The organism is Vibrio sp. Y176 (assembly GCF_033438945.1).
On record NZ_JAWOQS010000008.1, the window covers coordinates 1 to 17,366 of the forward strand.

General features: G+C 44.3%; 15 protein-coding genes. 11 read left to right on the forward strand and 4 right to left on the reverse strand.

Features of this window, described 5'->3' with window-relative positions; translation table 11 throughout:
• The coding region (locus R7O13_RS18290; RefSeq protein ID WP_318304405.1) for a tandem-95 repeat protein at nt 1–2,456 on the reverse strand (2,456 nt) is incomplete at its 3' end.
• A 400-nt stretch (nt 2,457–2,856) separates the two neighbouring features.
• Here R7O13_RS18290 and R7O13_RS18295 point away from each other — a divergent pair.
• The 6 genes from R7O13_RS18295 to R7O13_RS18320 all read left to right on the forward strand — a co-directional run bounded on the left by R7O13_RS18295 (nt 2,857) and on the right by R7O13_RS18320 (nt 9,056).
• Nucleotides 2,857–4,167 carry a TolC family outer membrane protein gene (locus R7O13_RS18295; protein WP_017635971.1) on the forward strand — a complete coding sequence of 437 codons (1,311 nt, stop codon included), beginning with the start codon at nt 2,857–2,859 and terminating at the stop codon, nt 4,165–4,167.
• A 2-nt stretch (nt 4,168–4,169) separates the two neighbouring features.
• Nucleotides 4,170–4,784: an OmpA family protein gene (locus R7O13_RS18300; RefSeq protein WP_005377354.1), complete on the forward strand. Its 615-nt coding sequence runs from the start codon at nt 4,170–4,172 to the stop codon at nt 4,782–4,784.
• 175 nt (nt 4,785–4,959) lie between these two features.
• Nucleotides 4,960–5,313 carry a DUF2750 domain-containing protein gene (locus tag R7O13_RS18305; protein WP_005377352.1) on the forward strand — a complete coding sequence of 118 codons (354 nt, stop codon included), beginning with the start codon at nt 4,960–4,962 and terminating at the stop codon, nt 5,311–5,313.
• A gap of 187 nt (nt 5,314–5,500) precedes the next feature.
• A complete protein-coding gene (locus tag R7O13_RS18310; RefSeq protein ID WP_318304407.1) occupies nt 5,501–7,471 on the forward strand; it encodes a tetratricopeptide repeat-containing diguanylate cyclase in 1,971 nt (656 codons plus the stop codon).
• A gap of 87 nt (nt 7,472–7,558) precedes the next feature.
• Complete coding sequence (locus R7O13_RS18315) at nt 7,559–8,257, forward strand: IclR family transcriptional regulator (protein ID WP_318304408.1); 699 nt, start codon at nt 7,559–7,561, stop codon at nt 8,255–8,257.
• Between the two features lie 106 nt (nt 8,258–8,363).
• Nucleotides 8,364–9,056, forward strand: a complete 693-nt coding sequence (locus R7O13_RS18320; RefSeq protein WP_158173910.1) for an SDR family oxidoreductase — start codon at nt 8,364–8,366, stop codon at nt 9,054–9,056.
• A gap of 198 nt (nt 9,057–9,254) precedes the next feature.
• On the opposite strand, the gene dkgB is transcribed toward R7O13_RS18320, so the two are convergent.
• The gene (dkgB, locus tag R7O13_RS18325) at nt 9,255–10,055 is read right to left on the reverse strand and encodes a 2,5-didehydrogluconate reductase DkgB (RefSeq protein ID WP_318304410.1); all 801 of its coding nucleotides are present in this window, start codon (nt 10,053–10,055) and stop codon (nt 9,255–9,257) included.
• A gap of 112 nt (nt 10,056–10,167) precedes the next feature.
• Here dkgB and R7O13_RS18330 point away from each other — a divergent pair, with 112 nt between their 5' ends.
• Together R7O13_RS18330 and R7O13_RS18335 are read left to right on the forward strand one after the other, a co-directional pair.
• Nucleotides 10,168–11,073, forward strand: a complete 906-nt coding sequence (locus tag R7O13_RS18330; RefSeq protein WP_318304412.1) for a LysR family transcriptional regulator — start codon at nt 10,168–10,170, stop codon at nt 11,071–11,073.
• A 132-nt stretch (nt 11,074–11,205) separates the two neighbouring features.
• Nucleotides 11,206–12,111: a TIGR03571 family LLM class oxidoreductase gene (locus R7O13_RS18335; protein ID WP_033906134.1), complete on the forward strand. Its 906-nt coding sequence runs from the start codon at nt 11,206–11,208 to the stop codon at nt 12,109–12,111.
• A 115-nt stretch (nt 12,112–12,226) separates the two neighbouring features.
• Here the strand turns inward: R7O13_RS18335 and R7O13_RS18340 are convergent, their stop codons facing one another.
• Nucleotides 12,227–13,111 carry a LysR family transcriptional regulator gene (locus R7O13_RS18340; protein WP_017635964.1) on the reverse strand — a complete coding sequence of 295 codons (885 nt, stop codon included), beginning with the start codon at nt 13,109–13,111 and terminating at the stop codon, nt 12,227–12,229.
• A gap of 159 nt (nt 13,112–13,270) precedes the next feature.
• On the opposite strand from R7O13_RS18340, the gene R7O13_RS18345 reads away from it, so the two are divergent.
• From R7O13_RS18345 to R7O13_RS18355, 3 genes are all read left to right on the forward strand, one after another.
• Nucleotides 13,271–14,452, forward strand: coding sequence for an MFS transporter (locus R7O13_RS18345; protein WP_176310984.1), 1,182 nt, complete (start codon nt 13,271–13,273; stop codon nt 14,450–14,452).
• Nucleotides 14,453–14,595: 143 nt separating this feature from the next.
• On the forward strand, nt 14,596–15,117 hold the full coding sequence (locus tag R7O13_RS18350; protein ID WP_170897349.1) for a TetR/AcrR family transcriptional regulator: 522 nt from the start codon (nt 14,596–14,598) through the stop codon (nt 15,115–15,117).
• Nucleotides 15,114–16,163 carry an alcohol dehydrogenase family protein gene (locus R7O13_RS18355; RefSeq protein WP_318304414.1) on the forward strand — a complete coding sequence of 350 codons (1,050 nt, stop codon included), beginning with the start codon at nt 15,114–15,116 and terminating at the stop codon, nt 16,161–16,163. The genes R7O13_RS18350 and R7O13_RS18355 overlap by 4 nt, the downstream gene beginning before the upstream one ends.
• Before the next feature lie 204 nt (nt 16,164–16,367).
• Here R7O13_RS18355 and R7O13_RS18360 read toward each other — a convergent pair whose 3' ends face one another.
• A complete protein-coding gene (locus R7O13_RS18360; protein WP_170890258.1) occupies nt 16,368–17,279 on the reverse strand; it encodes a GlxA family transcriptional regulator in 912 nt (303 codons plus the stop codon).
• Nucleotides 17,280–17,366: the final 87 nt, after the last annotated feature.

The window sequence follows — 17,366 nt, forward strand, 5'->3', positions numbered from 1 at the left end:
TCTTCCACAACCGTCGCGTTGTCTGCCACGATGTCCGCCACAGGCGCTACCGTGAAGTTCACCGTTTGGCTAACGCTTTCACCGCTTGGATCGGTGGCGGTAAAGGTTAGGGTTTCTGAGCCATTCCAGTCTGCGGTTGGAGTGAACGTAGCAATGCCATTGACGATCGCCACTTGAATGTTGCTGTTGCCGGAGACGCTGAAGGTCAGATCGCCATCCACGTTATCTACATCGCTGAAAGCCGTATTTAGATCGATGCTGTATGGCGTAAAGTCTTCTGCCAAGGTTTGGTCTGCAATGCTGCTTTCAACCACAGGCGTGTCGTTCACCGCATTCACGGTGACGTTAACCGTCGCTTGGTCAGTCAGTGCACCATCGGTCACGGTGTAAGTGATTTCAGCGTCACCATGGAAGTTCTCAGCCGGTGTGAAGACCAGTTTGCCATCAACGATCTCAACTGTACCTTGTGTTTCAGGTACGGAAGCCGATTCAATCGACAGCTTATCGCCATCGATGTCAGTGTCGTTTGGCAGGACATCAATCGTCACTGACGTGTCTTCGTCAGTAATCGCCGTGTCATTGGTCGCCACTGGCGCATCGTTGACTGGCGTGACATCGACGTTCACTGTGGTGGACTCTGATACCCCACCGGACGTAACGATGTAGGTAAAGCTGTCTGTACCGTGGTAGTTGTCATTCGGCGTGTAAGTGACGCTGCCGTCCGAGTTGACCGAGACCGTGCCGTTAGCTGGGCCGTTATTGGTATCCAGCGACACCACTTTGTCGTTGCCTTCGAACGTGTCGTTACCTAAGACCTTGATGATGGTCGGCGTGTCTTCCACAACCGTCGCTTTATCTGCCACGATGTCCGCCACAGGCGCTACTGTGAAGTTCACCGTTTGGCTGACGCTTTCACCGCTTGGATCGGTGGCAGTAAAGGTTAACGCTTCTGAGCCGTTCCAGTCTGCGGTTGGAGTGAACGTAGCAATACCGTTGACGATCGCCACTTGAATGTTGCTATTACCAGAGACGCTAAACGTTAACTCGCCATCCACATTATCCACATCACTGAAAGCGGTGTTTAGATCGATGCTGTATGGCGTAAAGTCTTCTGCCAAGGTTTGGTCTGCGAGGTTGCTTTCAACCACAGGTGTGCCGTTCACCGCATTCACCGTGACGTTAACCGTCGCTTGGTCGGTCAGTGCACCATCGGTCACGGTGTAAGTAATTTCAGCATCGCCATGGAAGTTCTCAGCCGGTGTGAAGACCAGTTTGCCATCAACAATCTCGACTGTGCCTTGCGCTTCAGGTACGGACGCCGATTCAATCGACAGCGTATCGCCATCAATATCGGTGTCGTTTGGCAGGACATCAATCGTTACTGAGCTATCTTCCTCTGTAATTGTTGTATCATTAGAGGCAATAGGCGCATCGTTAACTGAGTTTACTGTTACCGAAACTTGAGCTTCATCCTCTAACTCACCATCTGAGATGGTGTAGCTAATCGTTGCATTACCATTGAAATTTTCAGCCGGAGTGAAAACAAGCTTACCATCGATAATCTCAACGATACCTTGCTCTTCTGGTACAGAAGCAGAGGTAATGATTAAATCATCACCTTCAATATCACTGTCGTTAGCGAGCACATCAATTACAACCTGGGAATCCTCGTCAGTTTGAATCGCATCATTAGTTGCTATTGGCGCGTCATTAACAGGCGTAATATCTAAGTTAGCAGTGCCATTAATAACACCGCCATCGTTATCAATAATGTCATAGGAGAATGACACTTCAGTGTCATCGTCAGCCTCTGGAATGTAAGTCCAAGATCCATCGCTGTTATCAATTAAGGTGCCATTCCCACTCTCAATAGTGACGTTTGTAATGACAAGAGTATCGGCATCATCAATATTGACGTTCGATAGTAATTCTTCAGTAGTTATCGTGATTGGATCGCTATCTTCCTCAACAGCGCTTAATGTCACTGGAGAATTAGTAAGTGGCTTACTTGAGCCATCCCCACTTGTCTCGATACCTGTTGTGAAGAAATCATTTAAGGTCAACGCTTGAGTTTCAGATAAGCCGAGGGATTCTAAGCCAATAGTTTCAAAGTTTGTTGAGGCTAGCACTTCAGTACCATCTCGTACAATCGTGGCACTATTTTGCAAACTGGAGCCACTATTTTCACCCGCTGCAGGTGCGAGTTCTTCATCAATAGCAGAAGGGTCTTGACCTTGCTCAATAGCACTAATAATCTGTGCTACATCGTCTGAAATATCTTTTAAACCTTGCTCTTGAGCAAGCTGAATTTTCAGGTCTTGAGGCGCAGCATCTGTCATTGCCACTATCACTTCACCTGGTAGAGGCTGCTGTCCTTCTGCAAGGACTCTCAGCTGCCCATCCAAACCTATTACGACGACTTGATTACCGAGTGGCACTAATGCTGTACGATCCATATAAACCTTAACCCTAAATAACTGTCAAGTTTTTGACTAACAATACTAATTTGCTATATATTGCCCGAATATATAGTGCAATAACAGCAATTTGATGCTCAATAAAGTAATTATGTGTCATACATCAATAAGAATCCAGATGCATAAGTGTTTTATTTTATTAAAATCTGGACACACGTTCCTAGCTATTACCTTCATCTTTAATTTGAGATCTTAATTCAAGTTTCAGGCAGATTTAGTAGGTTGATTTATCAAAATTGAAACAAATGAACAGCGAATCAACAGGTTACTTCATCGCATATTAATGTTATTGTGCGCTAAATTATTGACGCCCTTATAAGTATTCCACTTATAAGCCCTATCACCTCGAGAATTTTTACCATTATCTAGGAGAATCACAGTGAAGTGGACTCGTGCCAACGCCTTTTGTATTGGTATGTTCACCGCTAGTCATGCTTTTGGGCAAACGCTAGAGCAAGCGGTTGAAAACACATTAAAAACCAATCCTGACATCAAAAGTGCGTTCAATGAATTCGTTAGCAAGCAGTATGTGAATGAAGCATCTGGTGGTGCTTACCTCCCATCCGTAGACTTAGATGCCGGTATCGGTTACGAAGGAATCAAACCCGCAGAGTCAGGGCGAGATTCAACCGATCTGACAAGAAAAGAAGCCACCGTGACACTAACCCAGCTAATATGGGATGGCTCAGCGACACTTAATGATATGGATCGAACAGCAGCTGATGCTGAATCGGTCCGTTATCAACTTCTAGCTGATGCCCAAGACACCGCTCTAGAGGTCGCGAAAGTTTATTTAGACTCAGTAAAAGCTTATGAAATTCTTACACTTTCCGAGAATAACTTGAAAGTGCATAAGAAGATCTATGAAGACATTAAAAAGCGAGTTAACTCAGGTATCGGTTCTACAGCAGACCTAACCCAGGTAGAGGCTCGTTTAGCAAAGGCTCACGGTAACTTGGTGGCAGCTCAGAACAACTTATATGACAGCCACACCACCTTTACACGCCTTGTCGGACAGTCACCACAAGGATTGATTTTCCCAAGAGCGGACCAAAACTTTATTCCCTACACCATCGATGAAGCGATTGACTTGGCATTCGAGTCACATCCAGTAATCAAAATTTCGGTAGCTGATGTGGACTCTGCAAAGTTCCAATACAAGCAATCTAAGGGAACTTACTACCCAACGATATCGGTAGAAGCGGCTCAAACATGGCGTGATGATGCAAGCGGTATCGAAGGAAGCAGCGAAGAGACAACAGCAATGTTACGTATGCGTTACAACCTCTTTAACGGTGGTAGTGACGTAGCCAACGCTGAAAGTTTTGCCTACCAACTAAATAAAGCAAAAGACCTAAGAGAACGTGCATACCGCCAAGTAGAAGAAGGTCTTCGTCTATCTTGGAGTGCGTTAGATTTAACACTTCAACAAAAAGAGTTCCTAGCGGATCACGTAGATTCGGCCTCTGAAACTGTCATCGCCTACGAAAAGCAGTATCGCATTGGAAAACGCACTCTGCTGGACTTGTTAAATACTGAAAACGAACTTTTCGAAGCGAGAAAGAACTACTTGGATGCTCGATACTCAGAGCAGTACGCCAAGTACCGCGTTATGAACGCGACTGGCCAATTGTTAAATGCCTTGCGTGTCGATGTACCTACAGAATGGAATGAAAAGGTGGAGTACTGATCATGAAACCAGTGAAGATTCTATTTGCATTGGGTATGCTCGCCATCACTCAACACGTTGTTGCTGAAGACGAATATGAGTATCGTCCTGTACCAAATGCAGAACAAATAGCAGATTTGCAAGATGACGACAACGATGGTGTCATCAATGCTCGAGATATGTGTCCAGGTACACCTGAAGGCTCAGAGGTCGACAACGACGGTTGTGGAGAATACATTAAAGCATCAGATAACATGCAAGTGCGGATACTTTTTGCTAACGACTCTGATGAGATCAATCCAGTCTTCAGAAGACAAGTTCGAGAGCTTTCCGACTTTTTAAAAGAGTACCCTACTACTTCGATAGAGCTGCACGGCTATGCTAGTAAAGTTGGTGGTTCAAAGCATAACCAAGATCTTTCTGAAAGACGAGCACGCAATGTCCGTGAAGCCCTACTAAGCTACGACATCGAACCGAGTAGAGTCCGCATTGTTGGTTTTGGTGACACTCACTTAGCACAGCAAGGGACCGATGAAGTCAGTCATGCTTTAAATCGTCGAGTAACCGCATCAGTCGTTGGTTACAAAGGCGAGATAAAAAGAGAGTGGACAATATTCACAACTCTTCCAGAAAGGTAAAGTACCTGTTTTTGTTTGCTCTGTGAGCATAAAGCAAACAAAAACAAGTGAATACTTAACCTCAGAAAAGGAGCTTCGGCTCCTTTATTTTTACTCATTTCGACAACCGTATTATGCTTTAGGAATCGGCACTTTAGTGTTACTCTAGCCACGTCATAACAACGAGAGTTTTGAAATGAGCAAACTTACATCAGATATCCAAGCGAACCTTGACCTTTTTGTTGCAGAAACGAAAGAAAACCAATTGGTTTGGGGTTTACGCAATGAAGAAGGTTGGCTATCTTGCGATTCAACTGAATTCGAAAACAGCGAAGTCATGCCTTTCTGGTCTTCTAAAGAAGATGCAGAAGCACATAATGTTGAAGAATGGGCAGATTTTACTGTACTAGAAATCCCATTAGATATCTTTGTTGAAGATTGGCTTTTGACTCTTGCTGAAGATGGTGTTCTTGTTGGAACTAACTGGAACGATCAGTTAGAAGGCAAAGAAATGGAGCCTCAAGATCTAGCAAAGCTTTACATTGATTAAAGATTTCTGACCTCAACTTTATGTTGAGGTCTTTCTTTTTTATGCCTCTTCTTTCAATATCTCGACCAAGTGCATAGTTTTACTACTCTTTTTCTTAGTACACCCAACTTAATCACAACGCTGATGCGTTAAAAGCGCTATGATAACTCAACTTTAAAGGCACCTTAAATTAAAGGCTCGTTTAAACATGCGCGTGCTCTATCCCTTGCTTGCGTCACTTTTGCTCACTCCAGTATATGCAAGCGACACTCAAGATATTGAACCAAACCAAAATATCACACAGTGGCACTCTGTCTACCAAACCACACTACGAAGCAACCCTGAGTCGGCATTGAGCATGCTTCAAGATCGCTACCATACAGCGAAATCGGACAGCGAAAAGCTCTACGTAAGTGGATTGATTTATGAATATATGTCAAACATAAATCAGCCTTACTATGGCAGCAGTCAAGTCTTAGACAACCCTTTTTCTCAATTAGAATCAGAATATATTCTTGCGTTAAATGAACGTAAGCATGGTAGTTACGAGGCCTCAGTAGATAGCTTTTCTTCTTTGCGACAGACAATGAAGAAAATATCTGATTCCGAAGGCAAGGCTCTGATGAACTATCAACTTTGTTATACGCTGAATCAACAAGGTCGTTATCACAAAGCAAACTTTTATTGCTCATCCTTAGAGAGCCACTTAAATCATAAGCATCAAGAAAACTTCCCTGTTGATCTTGCTTTGCGCGTGGTAGCAAATAACTACAATTACCGCGGTGACTATGAAAAAGCCTTAAGTTTGTATCGACAGTTGATGGCCAACATGTCGACGCAAAGCGATCCTTCAGGGATTTACAATGACGTCGGCAATTTACTTGCAGAGCTGGGGCAATTTGAACAATCAGAGCAATATCTCATTCAAGCCTTACTGGTTCGCCAAGATGAAGGGACACCTCTTGAAGTTGCGCAAGTCGAACATAGTCTAGGAGCGATGTACAGAAAATCCAAAGAACTCGATAAGTCCATCAGCCACTACAAAAATGCATTAACGATTCTCGAACAACTTCATTATCCATACGGGCAAGGGTTGACCTATTTAGGGTTATCTGCTGCTTTGGCCGATTCTGGGCAATTGGATACCTCGGTAGATTACATTGGAAGAGCATTAAACATTGCCCAAACTTATGAGAATACGCACCTTGAAACAGAGGGTCATTTGGCTGCTGGATTGGCATATTTAAAGAACCATACACCCGAAAAATCGATTGAACACGGTACAATTGCGTTAAGATTAGCGGTAAAAAACGCTAGGCCCTTATTGCAAGCGCAAGCCCAATTACTCCTCTCAAAAGCATACCAAGCTCAAAATGATTACAAAAAGGCACTGGAGCATCACAAGGCCTACTCGACGATTGAACTAACGAACCGAGACGCGAGTAATATCAAGGCGTTAGAGGCACTAGATCTCACTAAAAAAGAGTATGAATATGATCTACAAGTCGCGCAGTTGAACAACGAAACTCTTCTAAGTCAGTACCAGTTTGAAAAACTCACAGACCAACAACGCACTTATAATTTTGTTGTTTTCTGTTTATTGATTCTCCTCGCTCTGGCATTGATGGTTCAGCGACAAACACGCTTAAAAGCCAAAATAGACAGCTTAACGTGTGCATTAAACAGAGCGGCAATTATAGAGACGATTAAAAGCCAAACCTCCAAAGCGGAAGGAGACTTCCGCTACGTTCTAGCATTAATCGATCTAGATGACTTTAAGGCGATTAATGATCAGTATGGTCATCCAACTGGCGACTTAGTACTACAACAGGTGTGCAAAGCGCTTAAAGCTAAACTTAATAAGGGAGAGTACTTGGGTCGTTTAGGTGGAGAAGAGTTTATCTTGCTATTGAAAAACGTCGATGAGATTGACGTTCCCTTTAGAATACAAAGTCTGCATAAAACAATTTCAGAAAAGAGTGTACATTCGCTTAATAACCATCAATTGAATATATCTGCGAGTCTGGCCTATCTATCAACCTCAATGCCACTCACCAACTTTGATGAGCTCTATTCGATATTAGACCAAGCGTTATACAATGCTAAGAAGCAAGGAAAAAACTCCCTTGTGGACGCATACAACGAGCCGATCAGTTTAAGTGCTGAGTATATTCTCTAATAAAGCCAAACCACCAGCGTAGTGGTTTGTTATAGGTGGAAGCATCAGTAAGCCATTCAGATGCAACACCATCATCAAGGAGTCTTTGTGCCCAAGGCAAGAAAAAACATTCAGTCTCTAGAGCGAGGTTTTCTAATCCTCGAGTTGCTCTCGATGAGTGAGTCTCCCCTATCATTACAGACGATCAGTAATGCGATCCAGTTAAATAAGACGACTGTTCACGGGTTACTTGCGACTCTACACTCTCTTGGATATGTATCCAAACACAACCATAGCTACAGCCTAGGGTTTAGATGCTATGAACTGTCTAAGCCGATTGAACAAAAAAACGAAGCTATCCGACAACATTTTGTTCCATTGCTGAAAAAAATGGCCCAAATGACTAACAACACTGCTTACCTCGCTGTACAAAGTGGCGCTAAAGAGTACTTGTATATCGATGCTATAGAGCAGGATAACCCTCTTACTATCCGTAGCCCGAGAGGGAAACGAGAAGGACTCACAACATCTGCGATCGGCAAGGTTTTTCTTAGTTTTGATGATGAGCTTCGCCGAACATTGCGCCTTGAAAGCCAATTATCCCCGACGTTAGAAACTGAACTTAATCAGGTTGTATTATCAGGTTACGCACTCGATTTAGAAGAGGCAGAGCCAAACCTCAATTGCTTAGCGATCCCCCTTTACTTGGATGGTAAGGTCGTTGCTGTTGCAGGTGTCAGCGGTGCTGCCTCCGAACTGACGGTCACTAGGCTAAAACACTTTGCCAGCATCTTTCTCAAACTTTAAGATTTGACAATGTCGAATCCTAGGCCATTTTTATACTGTTTTGATTACATGCTTATACGTCGCCTCTAATATGGTCGTTGTTCAACTCAACAACGTAGGAGAAGCGATGTCTACTGTATTAATCACTGGCGCTAACCGTGGCTTAGGCTTGCAATTTGTCCGCCACTACCTTGGAAAAGGTTGGCAAGTTATCGCAACTTGTCGTTCACCAGAAAATGCTAAGCAGCTCAATGAACTAGTAACCCAATCTAATCAACTTCAACTGATGGCTCTAGACGTCACTAACCAACAAGATATCGATCAGTTAGCCACTCGATTAGCGGATCGCCCGCTCGATCATTTAATTCTGAATGCAGGTGTATTAGGCGAACAGTGTGCAACGCTTGGCGAAATGACCCAGAAAAAATGGCTAGAAGTACTAAACATAAATACCGTCGCACCTGCCCTGCTAATTCAAGCACTACAAGACAACGTTGCGAAAAGTCAGCACAAAACCATCGTGGGAATCTCAACCCGAGTTGCGAGTTTAAGCGATAACAGTTCAGGTAACATGTACAGTTATCGAGCATCTAAAGCAGCGCTTAATCAGGTTCTAGTATCAGCAGCACGCAATCTCGAATCGCGAGGAGTAAAAACTGTCGCAGTTCATCCCGGCTGGGTAAAAACCGATATGGGCGGTGAGGACGCAACCTTTTCTGCCGAGGAAAGTGTTGCAGGCATTGTTTCGGTCGCAGAACAGCTAACACTTGAGCAATCCGGAAGCTTCCGCGTATTTGATGGCTCTACAATCGAATGGTAATTGATCTCTAAATGACGTCTCCCGGCCAAATTGAAGGCCGGGAGAATACAGTAAACTAATAGGCCAAAAAGATAAAAGCTCGCACTATCGTCAGACAAGCGAGCCGTTATCGTCTATGGTGTTGTACTACCGTCAAACGCTGAGGAAGTCAGCGATTGCAGAGGTGCCATTTAGACAATGATTTCCCGTGAAACTCACTCAATCATCCCACTCAGGCGCTAGCCCTTCAGGGTTTACTTCGCGGCCATTTCTTTCCAACGCATCTATCTTTGCAATCGCCTCTTCACTGAGATTAAGTTCAAGTGCTTTCAGGTTACTTGCTAAATTCTCTCGTTTAGTTGAAGACGGGATCACCGCGTAACCTTTTGACAAAGCCCAAGCAAGCGCGACTTGAGCTGGCGTGGCCTGATAGTCCTCAGCAATACCTGCAATAGTTGGGTCCCTAAGTACTTTCCCATATGCCAAGGTCATGTAAGACGTTACCTGAATATCGTTTTCCTGCATGAAGCTGACCAACTTACGATTTTGCAAATAAGGGCTAAGCTCGATTTGGTTAGTAACAATATTCTCTTTACCGACCACTTCTATCGCTTGTTGCAACAAGTCAATATTAAAGTTGGAGACGCCAATATTACGGGTTAACCCTTGCGATTTAGCTTCAAGTAATGAAGCCATGTATTCGTTCAAGTTATTGTTATTGCCAGGCCAATGGATCAAGGTCAAATCCACATAATCTGTATTTAGCTTTCCTAAGCTCTCTTTTAGACTTGGAATGAGTTGTTCCGTGTTCATGTTATCAACCCAGCTCTTGGTCGTAATGAATAGCTCATCACGTGCAATACCGGACTGTGTCAATACTTCACCGATTTCTGCCTCATTACCGTAAATCTGTGCAGTATCAATTACGCGGTAACCCACTTCTAACGCATTACGGACTGAATCCTTAACTACTTCACCCTCTAAACGAAACGTGCCGACGCCAAATGATGGTACTTTCATCTAAATCTCCTGAATTATCGATTTTATAGTTGATTCGAAGCAAAACTTTACGCCGCAAGAAACTTTCCGTAAAGTTAACAATACTCAAATCTAATTTGAAATATATTCAACAATGAAACCTACTCTAGATGAAATGCGCACCTTTATGGCCGTGGTCGATACGGGTTCAATCAGCTCTGCGGCTGAACTGTTATCGATGACCGTCTCTGCGGTGAGTCGATCGGTATCTCGGCTAGAAGCCAAACTCGAAACGACCTTGTTAAATCGCACAACCCGTAAGTTAGATGTTACTAATGAAGGAACGATATACCTCGATAAAGTCAGACATATTGTAGAAGCAGTAGAGAATGCCGAAGCACAACTGAAAAGCCAGAAATATAAGCCTTCTGGCCTCCTACGAATAAACGCAGCTACCCCCTTCTTACTGCACGTACTAACGCCGCACATTGCTAAATATCAGAGCTTGTATCCAGAAGTCGAAATCGATCTCAATTCCAATGAGGAAAATATTAGCCTTTTGGGAACAAAAACCGATATTGCTTTTCGTATCGGTGAGCTACAAAACTCAACCATGCGCGCGATATTTCTTGGTAAAAGTCGGATTCGAATCGTCGCGAGTCCAGAGTATTTAAGACAACATGGTACTCCAACCTCAATAGATCAGTTACTCAATCACAAGCTACTTGGATTCAACAAGCCGGAGTATCTTAAGGAATGGCCGATCATGGATGATAAGAACAAACTTCTGCGTATTATGAGTAGCCTAAGATCTGATAATGGCGAGACGCTAAGATGTTTAGCCTTACATGGTGCGGGGATAGCTTGCCTGTCTGACTTTATGACCTACTCTGACCGACAAGCTGGTCGCTTAGTGGGCGTGCTTAGTGAACACACGCATAATGTCGAACAGCCCGTTCATGCGGTGTATTACAAAAATGCCAGTACCTCACGCCGGATCAGCTCTTTTATTGACTTCATCAAGCAAGAAATCAAGGTAGAGAACCACCAGTTCCTTTAAAGACCACCGCTGTTTGTGGCAAAACACTTTTGTCTTTTTGCCGCTTTTTCTCACAACAAAAATCTCATAGTGTCCTGAATATCAGGGAGGCACCTTGCCTCCTAGTACTCACAGTAATAGTCAGGCTTCATAATGCATAAAGATTTAAGTAACAGATTCACCATCGGGGTTGAGCTCCCCCTAGATAATGACTGGACCCAAGAAGGCCAGAAAAAACGCCTGCTCCAACGAAAACCGTTCGGCGTACCAGACATGAGTGCACATAAACAGCGTATTATGTTAGCCGATAAGTTAGGCTTTAACGTAGCGTGGGTGAGAGATGTCCCGTTGTACGACCCTAACTTTGGAGACGCGGCACAAATTTATGAACCGTTCAGTTATCTTGGCTATCTCTCTGCGTGCACCGACAACATTCTACTAGGGACAGCAGCGATAGTATTACCGTTAAGACAACCTTGGCTAGTGAAAAAAGCCGCTGCGACCATCAACGAGTTAAGTGGTGACCGCCTGATACTCGGTGTGGCTAGTGGAGACCGCCCTAGTGAATATCCCGTTTTTAATGCCAACTTTGACAGCCGTGGCTCAGCTTTTCGAGAAAGTGTAGAGATTTTGAAAGATACGCAAAATGATAAACTGGGTAACGATCTACAGTTATTACCCGAGTTTGCTGATATTCCTATCTATGTCGCAGGGTTAGCGCAGCAAAGTCCACAATGGATAGGAGAAAACCTAGACGGCTGGCTCGCCTACCCAGGCACACCTGATGATCATGAACACCGCGTTGCACTTTGGCGCTCCGTAGCGGGAAACAAACCCTACGCCAGCTTTATTCATCTTGATTTAGTCGATAACCCAAATGCACCAGTCGTTCGGCATCATTTTGGTATCCGGGCCGGAGTCAATGGCTTGAGCGATGAGCTAGAAAAAATGCAAGAAGCAGGAGTCAATCACATCGGGTTGCATTTCCGTCGTAATAGCCAACCAATTGATAAATCAATGGAACAGATCGCTCAGTACGTGTTGCCACGCTTTAACTAAGATCAAATAAAAATATGTGCCACCTTACTAAGGGGTGGCACGCTAGGCTTGGCAGTTGGAAAAACAAAAGCTGCAATAACGACAAAATTCTTTTGTTAAAACAACAATAATAGTGTTATTTTAAAGTAAGTCTTGGTTGAATAAAGTCGATGAACGCGGAAATACGCTTAGAGACTGAAGAAGATTTGTAGAACACAGCATTGACCTGTTCTCGTCCAGTATTTGTGATTTTTTCCGATTCAAACAATGCCACTAACCGTCCAGAATCAAGATCATCTTTCACCATAAAGCCAGATAAACATGCAATGCCGTTCCCTGCCAGCACTAACTGTCTAACCGTTTCACCACTGCTGGATAGGATATCAGGCTCTATCATCTCAAACCCTCGTAATGGCCACTGATTTAACACTTTAGCGCCAGAAAAACCGATCAAGTTATGACTGCGCAAATCGCCCACCGCTTCAGGGAAACCTCGTTTAGATAAATAACCAGGCGTGGCAACGATAAATAGTGGGCTTGTTCCTAAAGGTTTAGCATGCAGTGTTGAATCCGATAATCGTCCAATACGTATCGCCACATCGGTTCTTTTTTCCAATAGATCCACAAAACCCTCATTAGAGGTAAGATCGAGTTGAATATCAGGATAAGCCTCTTTAAATGGCTTAATTAACGGCACGAGTTGATGTAAAACAAATGGGCTAGCGGCATCAACTCTTAAGCGCCCCTTGGGTAATTCACCTCGTGTGATGATCTCTTCTTCAGCTTGCTGTATTTGTAGTAAACCTAAGCGAACCGCTTCAACAAACTGATGCCCTTCCTCAGTAACTTCCACTCTGCGTGTCGTGCGATTCAGCAAGGTTACCCCCAACTGTGATTCAACTTTACTAACCGCACGAGATACCCTAGCGACTTGAATACCTAGTGCATCAGCAGCGGAAGAAAATCCACCACTATCCACAACTGCCATAAGAATCTCTAATTCATCTGATCGGGTTAACATTTCATCCCCTTTCTTAACTGCGCACTTTCATCATTTATAACAAAAGTATTTTGTAATAAACACCATTTTTCGCAACGAATAACTCTTTAATAATACACGACATGGAAACGGGCTATTCGTTTATCCATTCATATTCAATGATTATAAGAGAGAGTTGTTATGCCTTTAGCTTTACTTGCATTGACGCTTAGCGCCTTTGCTATTGGAACCACGGAGTTTGTAATTGTCGGTCTGATACCGACTATGGCCTCCGACCTCAACGTATCATTACCTTCAGCGGGTCTTTTAGTTAGCCTGTACGCACTTGGTGTTGCGGTTGGTGCTCCCGTTTTAACAGCGCTGACTGGTAACTGGAAAAGAAAGTACGTTCTGCTTTCTGTTATGGCACTGTTTGTTCTTGGCAATCTGTTAGCCTGGCAAGCACCTGGATACAACACACTAGTTACAGCAAGGATACTGACCGGGCTTGCACACGGTGTGTTCTTTTCGATCGGCTCGACTATCGCCACTGGCCTAGTGTCAAAAGAAAAAGCCGCTAGCGCAATTGCTATTATGTTTACCGGTCTGACCGTAGCTCTAGTGACGGGCGTGCCACTTGGCACCTGGATTGGCCAGACATTTGGTTGGCAGGCAACCTTCCTAATCGTCGCGATCCTTGGAATCATCGCACTGATAGGAAGCGCTCTGCTAGTGCCGAGTAATCTGAAACAACCACCAGCAACCAAGCTGTCATCGCAAGTAAAAGTCTTGACTCAACCTCGTCTACTTTTGGTGTACGCAATCACCGCGCTCGGTTACGGTGGTACGTTCACAGCCTTCACTTACTTGGCTCCTATTTTGGAAGAAGTTTCGGGGTTTGGCTCTAGCGCTATCAGCCTAATTATGTTGGTTTATGGTGTATCAGTCGCATTCGGCAACATCTGGGGCGGAAAGATGGCCGACTCTATGGGGCCAATCAAAGCTCTGACAGCGATTTTCTCGGGCCTAATTGTGGTATTGCTCGTGTTTAGTGTCACAGCATTTAATCCAATTTCTGCAGTAGTGACCATTCTTGTCTGGGGTGCCTTTGCCTTTGGTAACGTTCCAGGACTTCAAGTTTATGTTGTCAAACTAGCAGAGAAATATTCACCTGATGCAGTCGACGTCGCTTCTGGTCTCAACATTGCTGCATTTAACGTAGGTATTGCACTGGGTTCTTGGGGCGGTGGCCTTATCGTGGCCAATGCTGGGCTGATGCACACACCTTGGATTGGCGCGATCGTAGTATTAGGTGCTCTACTACTAACCCGTTTCAGCGGAATGCTAGACAAGCGTGGAGAGCAGCCCGCAACGGCACACTGATTCACGTTCCAAATCGATAAAAATCACTTAAGTTAGCCCGGCATTACGTCGGGCTTTCAATACAGAGTTTAAATACACCATTGACTGAGGTAGAAAGTTTATTCTACCCTTAGGTAAAACAAACGTTCTACCTGGTGTATCAAATAGTGAAAGAAAAAATCGCAGCAAGCCTAGAAAAAGCATTCAGTCAGTATGGCTTCGCCGAGCCGAGCGTACCCCAACTCAAAAACGCCTGCGAAGTCAGCCTGAGAACCCTGTACAAATACTACCCCTCCAAGGAAGCGATGATTGTTGCAGCTCTCGAGCATCGCCATCAAAGGTATTTGAGTTTTTTGCTCGAAGACGCCCCTGCCAATGGAACACCGGCTGTATTACACCTATTCACTCGCCTCGAGGATTGGATGAAGGAGTTTGCACCGAATGGCTGTATGTCCATCAATGCATTAGCAGCCTATCCAGAAAATCTATCTATTAATCAAGCAGTAAAACAACACAAATTGGCGGTTCGTCAGCTTATGGTCCAACTAAGTCAGCGAGAAGACCTCGCAACCACACTCTTCTTGTTACATGAAGGTCTATCCAACGCATGGCCGGTTCTCGGTCACGCTGCCTTTGTATCCGCTGAACACACTCTGCTAGAACTAATGAAGGAGAACAATCAATGACCACAATCCCGAAAGTCATGAAAGGCGTCCAACTTATCGGTCATGGTGGGCCAGATATGCTTCGTTACCGCGATGATCTACCTGTGCCAGTCCCCTCACCTGATGATGTATTGATCCAAGTTGCCGCCGCCGGAGTCAATAACACCGACATCAATACCCGAACAGCATGGTATTCTAAAAACGACGCCAATAGCATGGATGCAAGTTGGTCAGGAGACGCGCTATCTCTCCCTCGAATCCAAGGTGCCGATGTATGCGGTACCATCGTCGCTGTTGGTGAGAATATCTGCCCATCACGAGTCGGCCAGCGTGTGCTTATCGAACCATGTATTACGCGCTTCCACAGTCAAGCACTTAGCTCGCCTTGGTACTTCGGTTCAGAATGTGATGGTGGCTTTGCTCAGTTCACTGTTGTTGACAGTAAACATGCATATGCTGTGAATAGTAGTTTATCGGATATCGATTTGGCCTCCTTCCCTTGTTCTTATTCAACTGCCGAGAACATGCTTGTCCGCTCTAATGTCACAGCGAGCGATACCGTACTGATTTCAGGGGCATCCGGCGGTGTTGGCTCTGCCGCAATCCAACTGGCGAAGGCGCGTGGAGCATACGTCATTGCTATCGCCAGCCCAGAAAAGAAAGAACAGATCACGGCATTAGGAGCAAACCAAGTTATCCCTCGCGATGCAAATTTGCCGGCGACTCTCGGAGAAAACAGCGTTGACGTAGTGATTGATCTGGTCGCAGGAGAGCAGTGGCCACAATTTCTTCAGGTACTAAAACCAGGATCAAGATACGCTGTTTCCGGCGCCATAGGCGGCCCAATTGTCGAGCTGGATGTAAGAACTCTTTACCTTAAAGACCTAGCGTTATTTGGTTGTACCGTTTTGGCACCAGAAGTATTCGGTAACTTGGTTCGCTATATCGAACAGAACGCAATTCGTCCCTTAGTCGCGGAGTCATTTCCCTTAAACCAGATAGGTCAAGCGCAAGAAGTATTTTCACGCAAACAACATACTGGGAAACTGGTTTTGGAAATCACATAGCTTTTCGATTAACAGCGGCCTATATAAGTCGTTGTAATTTTAGAATACTTTAAGCGCTCGACAAAATGTTAAGTAATTAGGAGAACGCTACGGTTGGCTTAGCTTGTGACCCCTTTTCATCACGCTAAGCCAGCTTGTAAAAATATGTGGTGTTTGCTTCTGAGTTATAAATGTTTAATACCAACAGTATCTTACTTCTGGCGTTCATGAACAGAACCGAGATCTGAACGACTTCGGTGTTAAACCGACGATCCTATTAAATATTTTCCTGAACGCGCTCACATCTTGGTAACCCACTCTAAATGATATTGCGTCAAATGTTAGGGTTGTCGACTCAAGTAAATCACAAGCTTTTTGTACTCTTAAGCTTTGTATATATTGGTTAACATTGAAACCTGTCACCTTTTTAAAGCGTCGCTGCAATGTCCTTTCTGTTAAACAACTCAACTCTGCAAGCTCTTTATTGCTCAGTTTTCCTTGATAATGATCGTTTATATAGTGCTGTAGTTGAACAATTACCTCATCACCATGTTGGAAGTTTGGGGTAAACTGTTGATAAAAGCGTTGCTCTCTCGGACCAGTATCAATAACCAACATTTTTCCTAACAGGCGCATTACTGCCGGTGACGCAAATAAGGAAACCAACTCCAAACCTAAATCCACCCATGACATCATACCCCCAGCCGTAATGATCGTTCCTTCGTTAATAAGGATGGCTTCTTGTCTTACGTGGATATCGGGAAACTGACTCGCTAATGAAGGAGCCAAGCCCCAGTGTGTCGTACAAGACTTATTGGTCAACAACTGGGTTTGAGCAAGAATAAAAGTACCAGCGCAGGCGGAGGCTAAAATCGCACCTTTACTATATTGGACTTTTAACCAGTCGAGTAGCTCTGGCTCTGGTTCTAAGTAATATTGACCAGTGCCGCTAGGCGGAATCATTACCGCTGTTTTCACATCGAAGTGCGTGTTTGACCAGTGATCCAATATCTCTACTTCAAAGTGTACATCAACGCCCAATTTAGCCGCCGCACGGTTTGCCATCTCGAAGAGTTCGCTTAAACCATATACGGAGGCTTGCGAGCTATCTGGGTAATTAACGAGTGCTATTTTCATTTTCAATTATCTTCAAGTGTCGCTTTTTGACTCTTTTGTGTCATTTTAGACTCTAAAGAAGGTAGCTAAAAGTCTTTATATTATTCT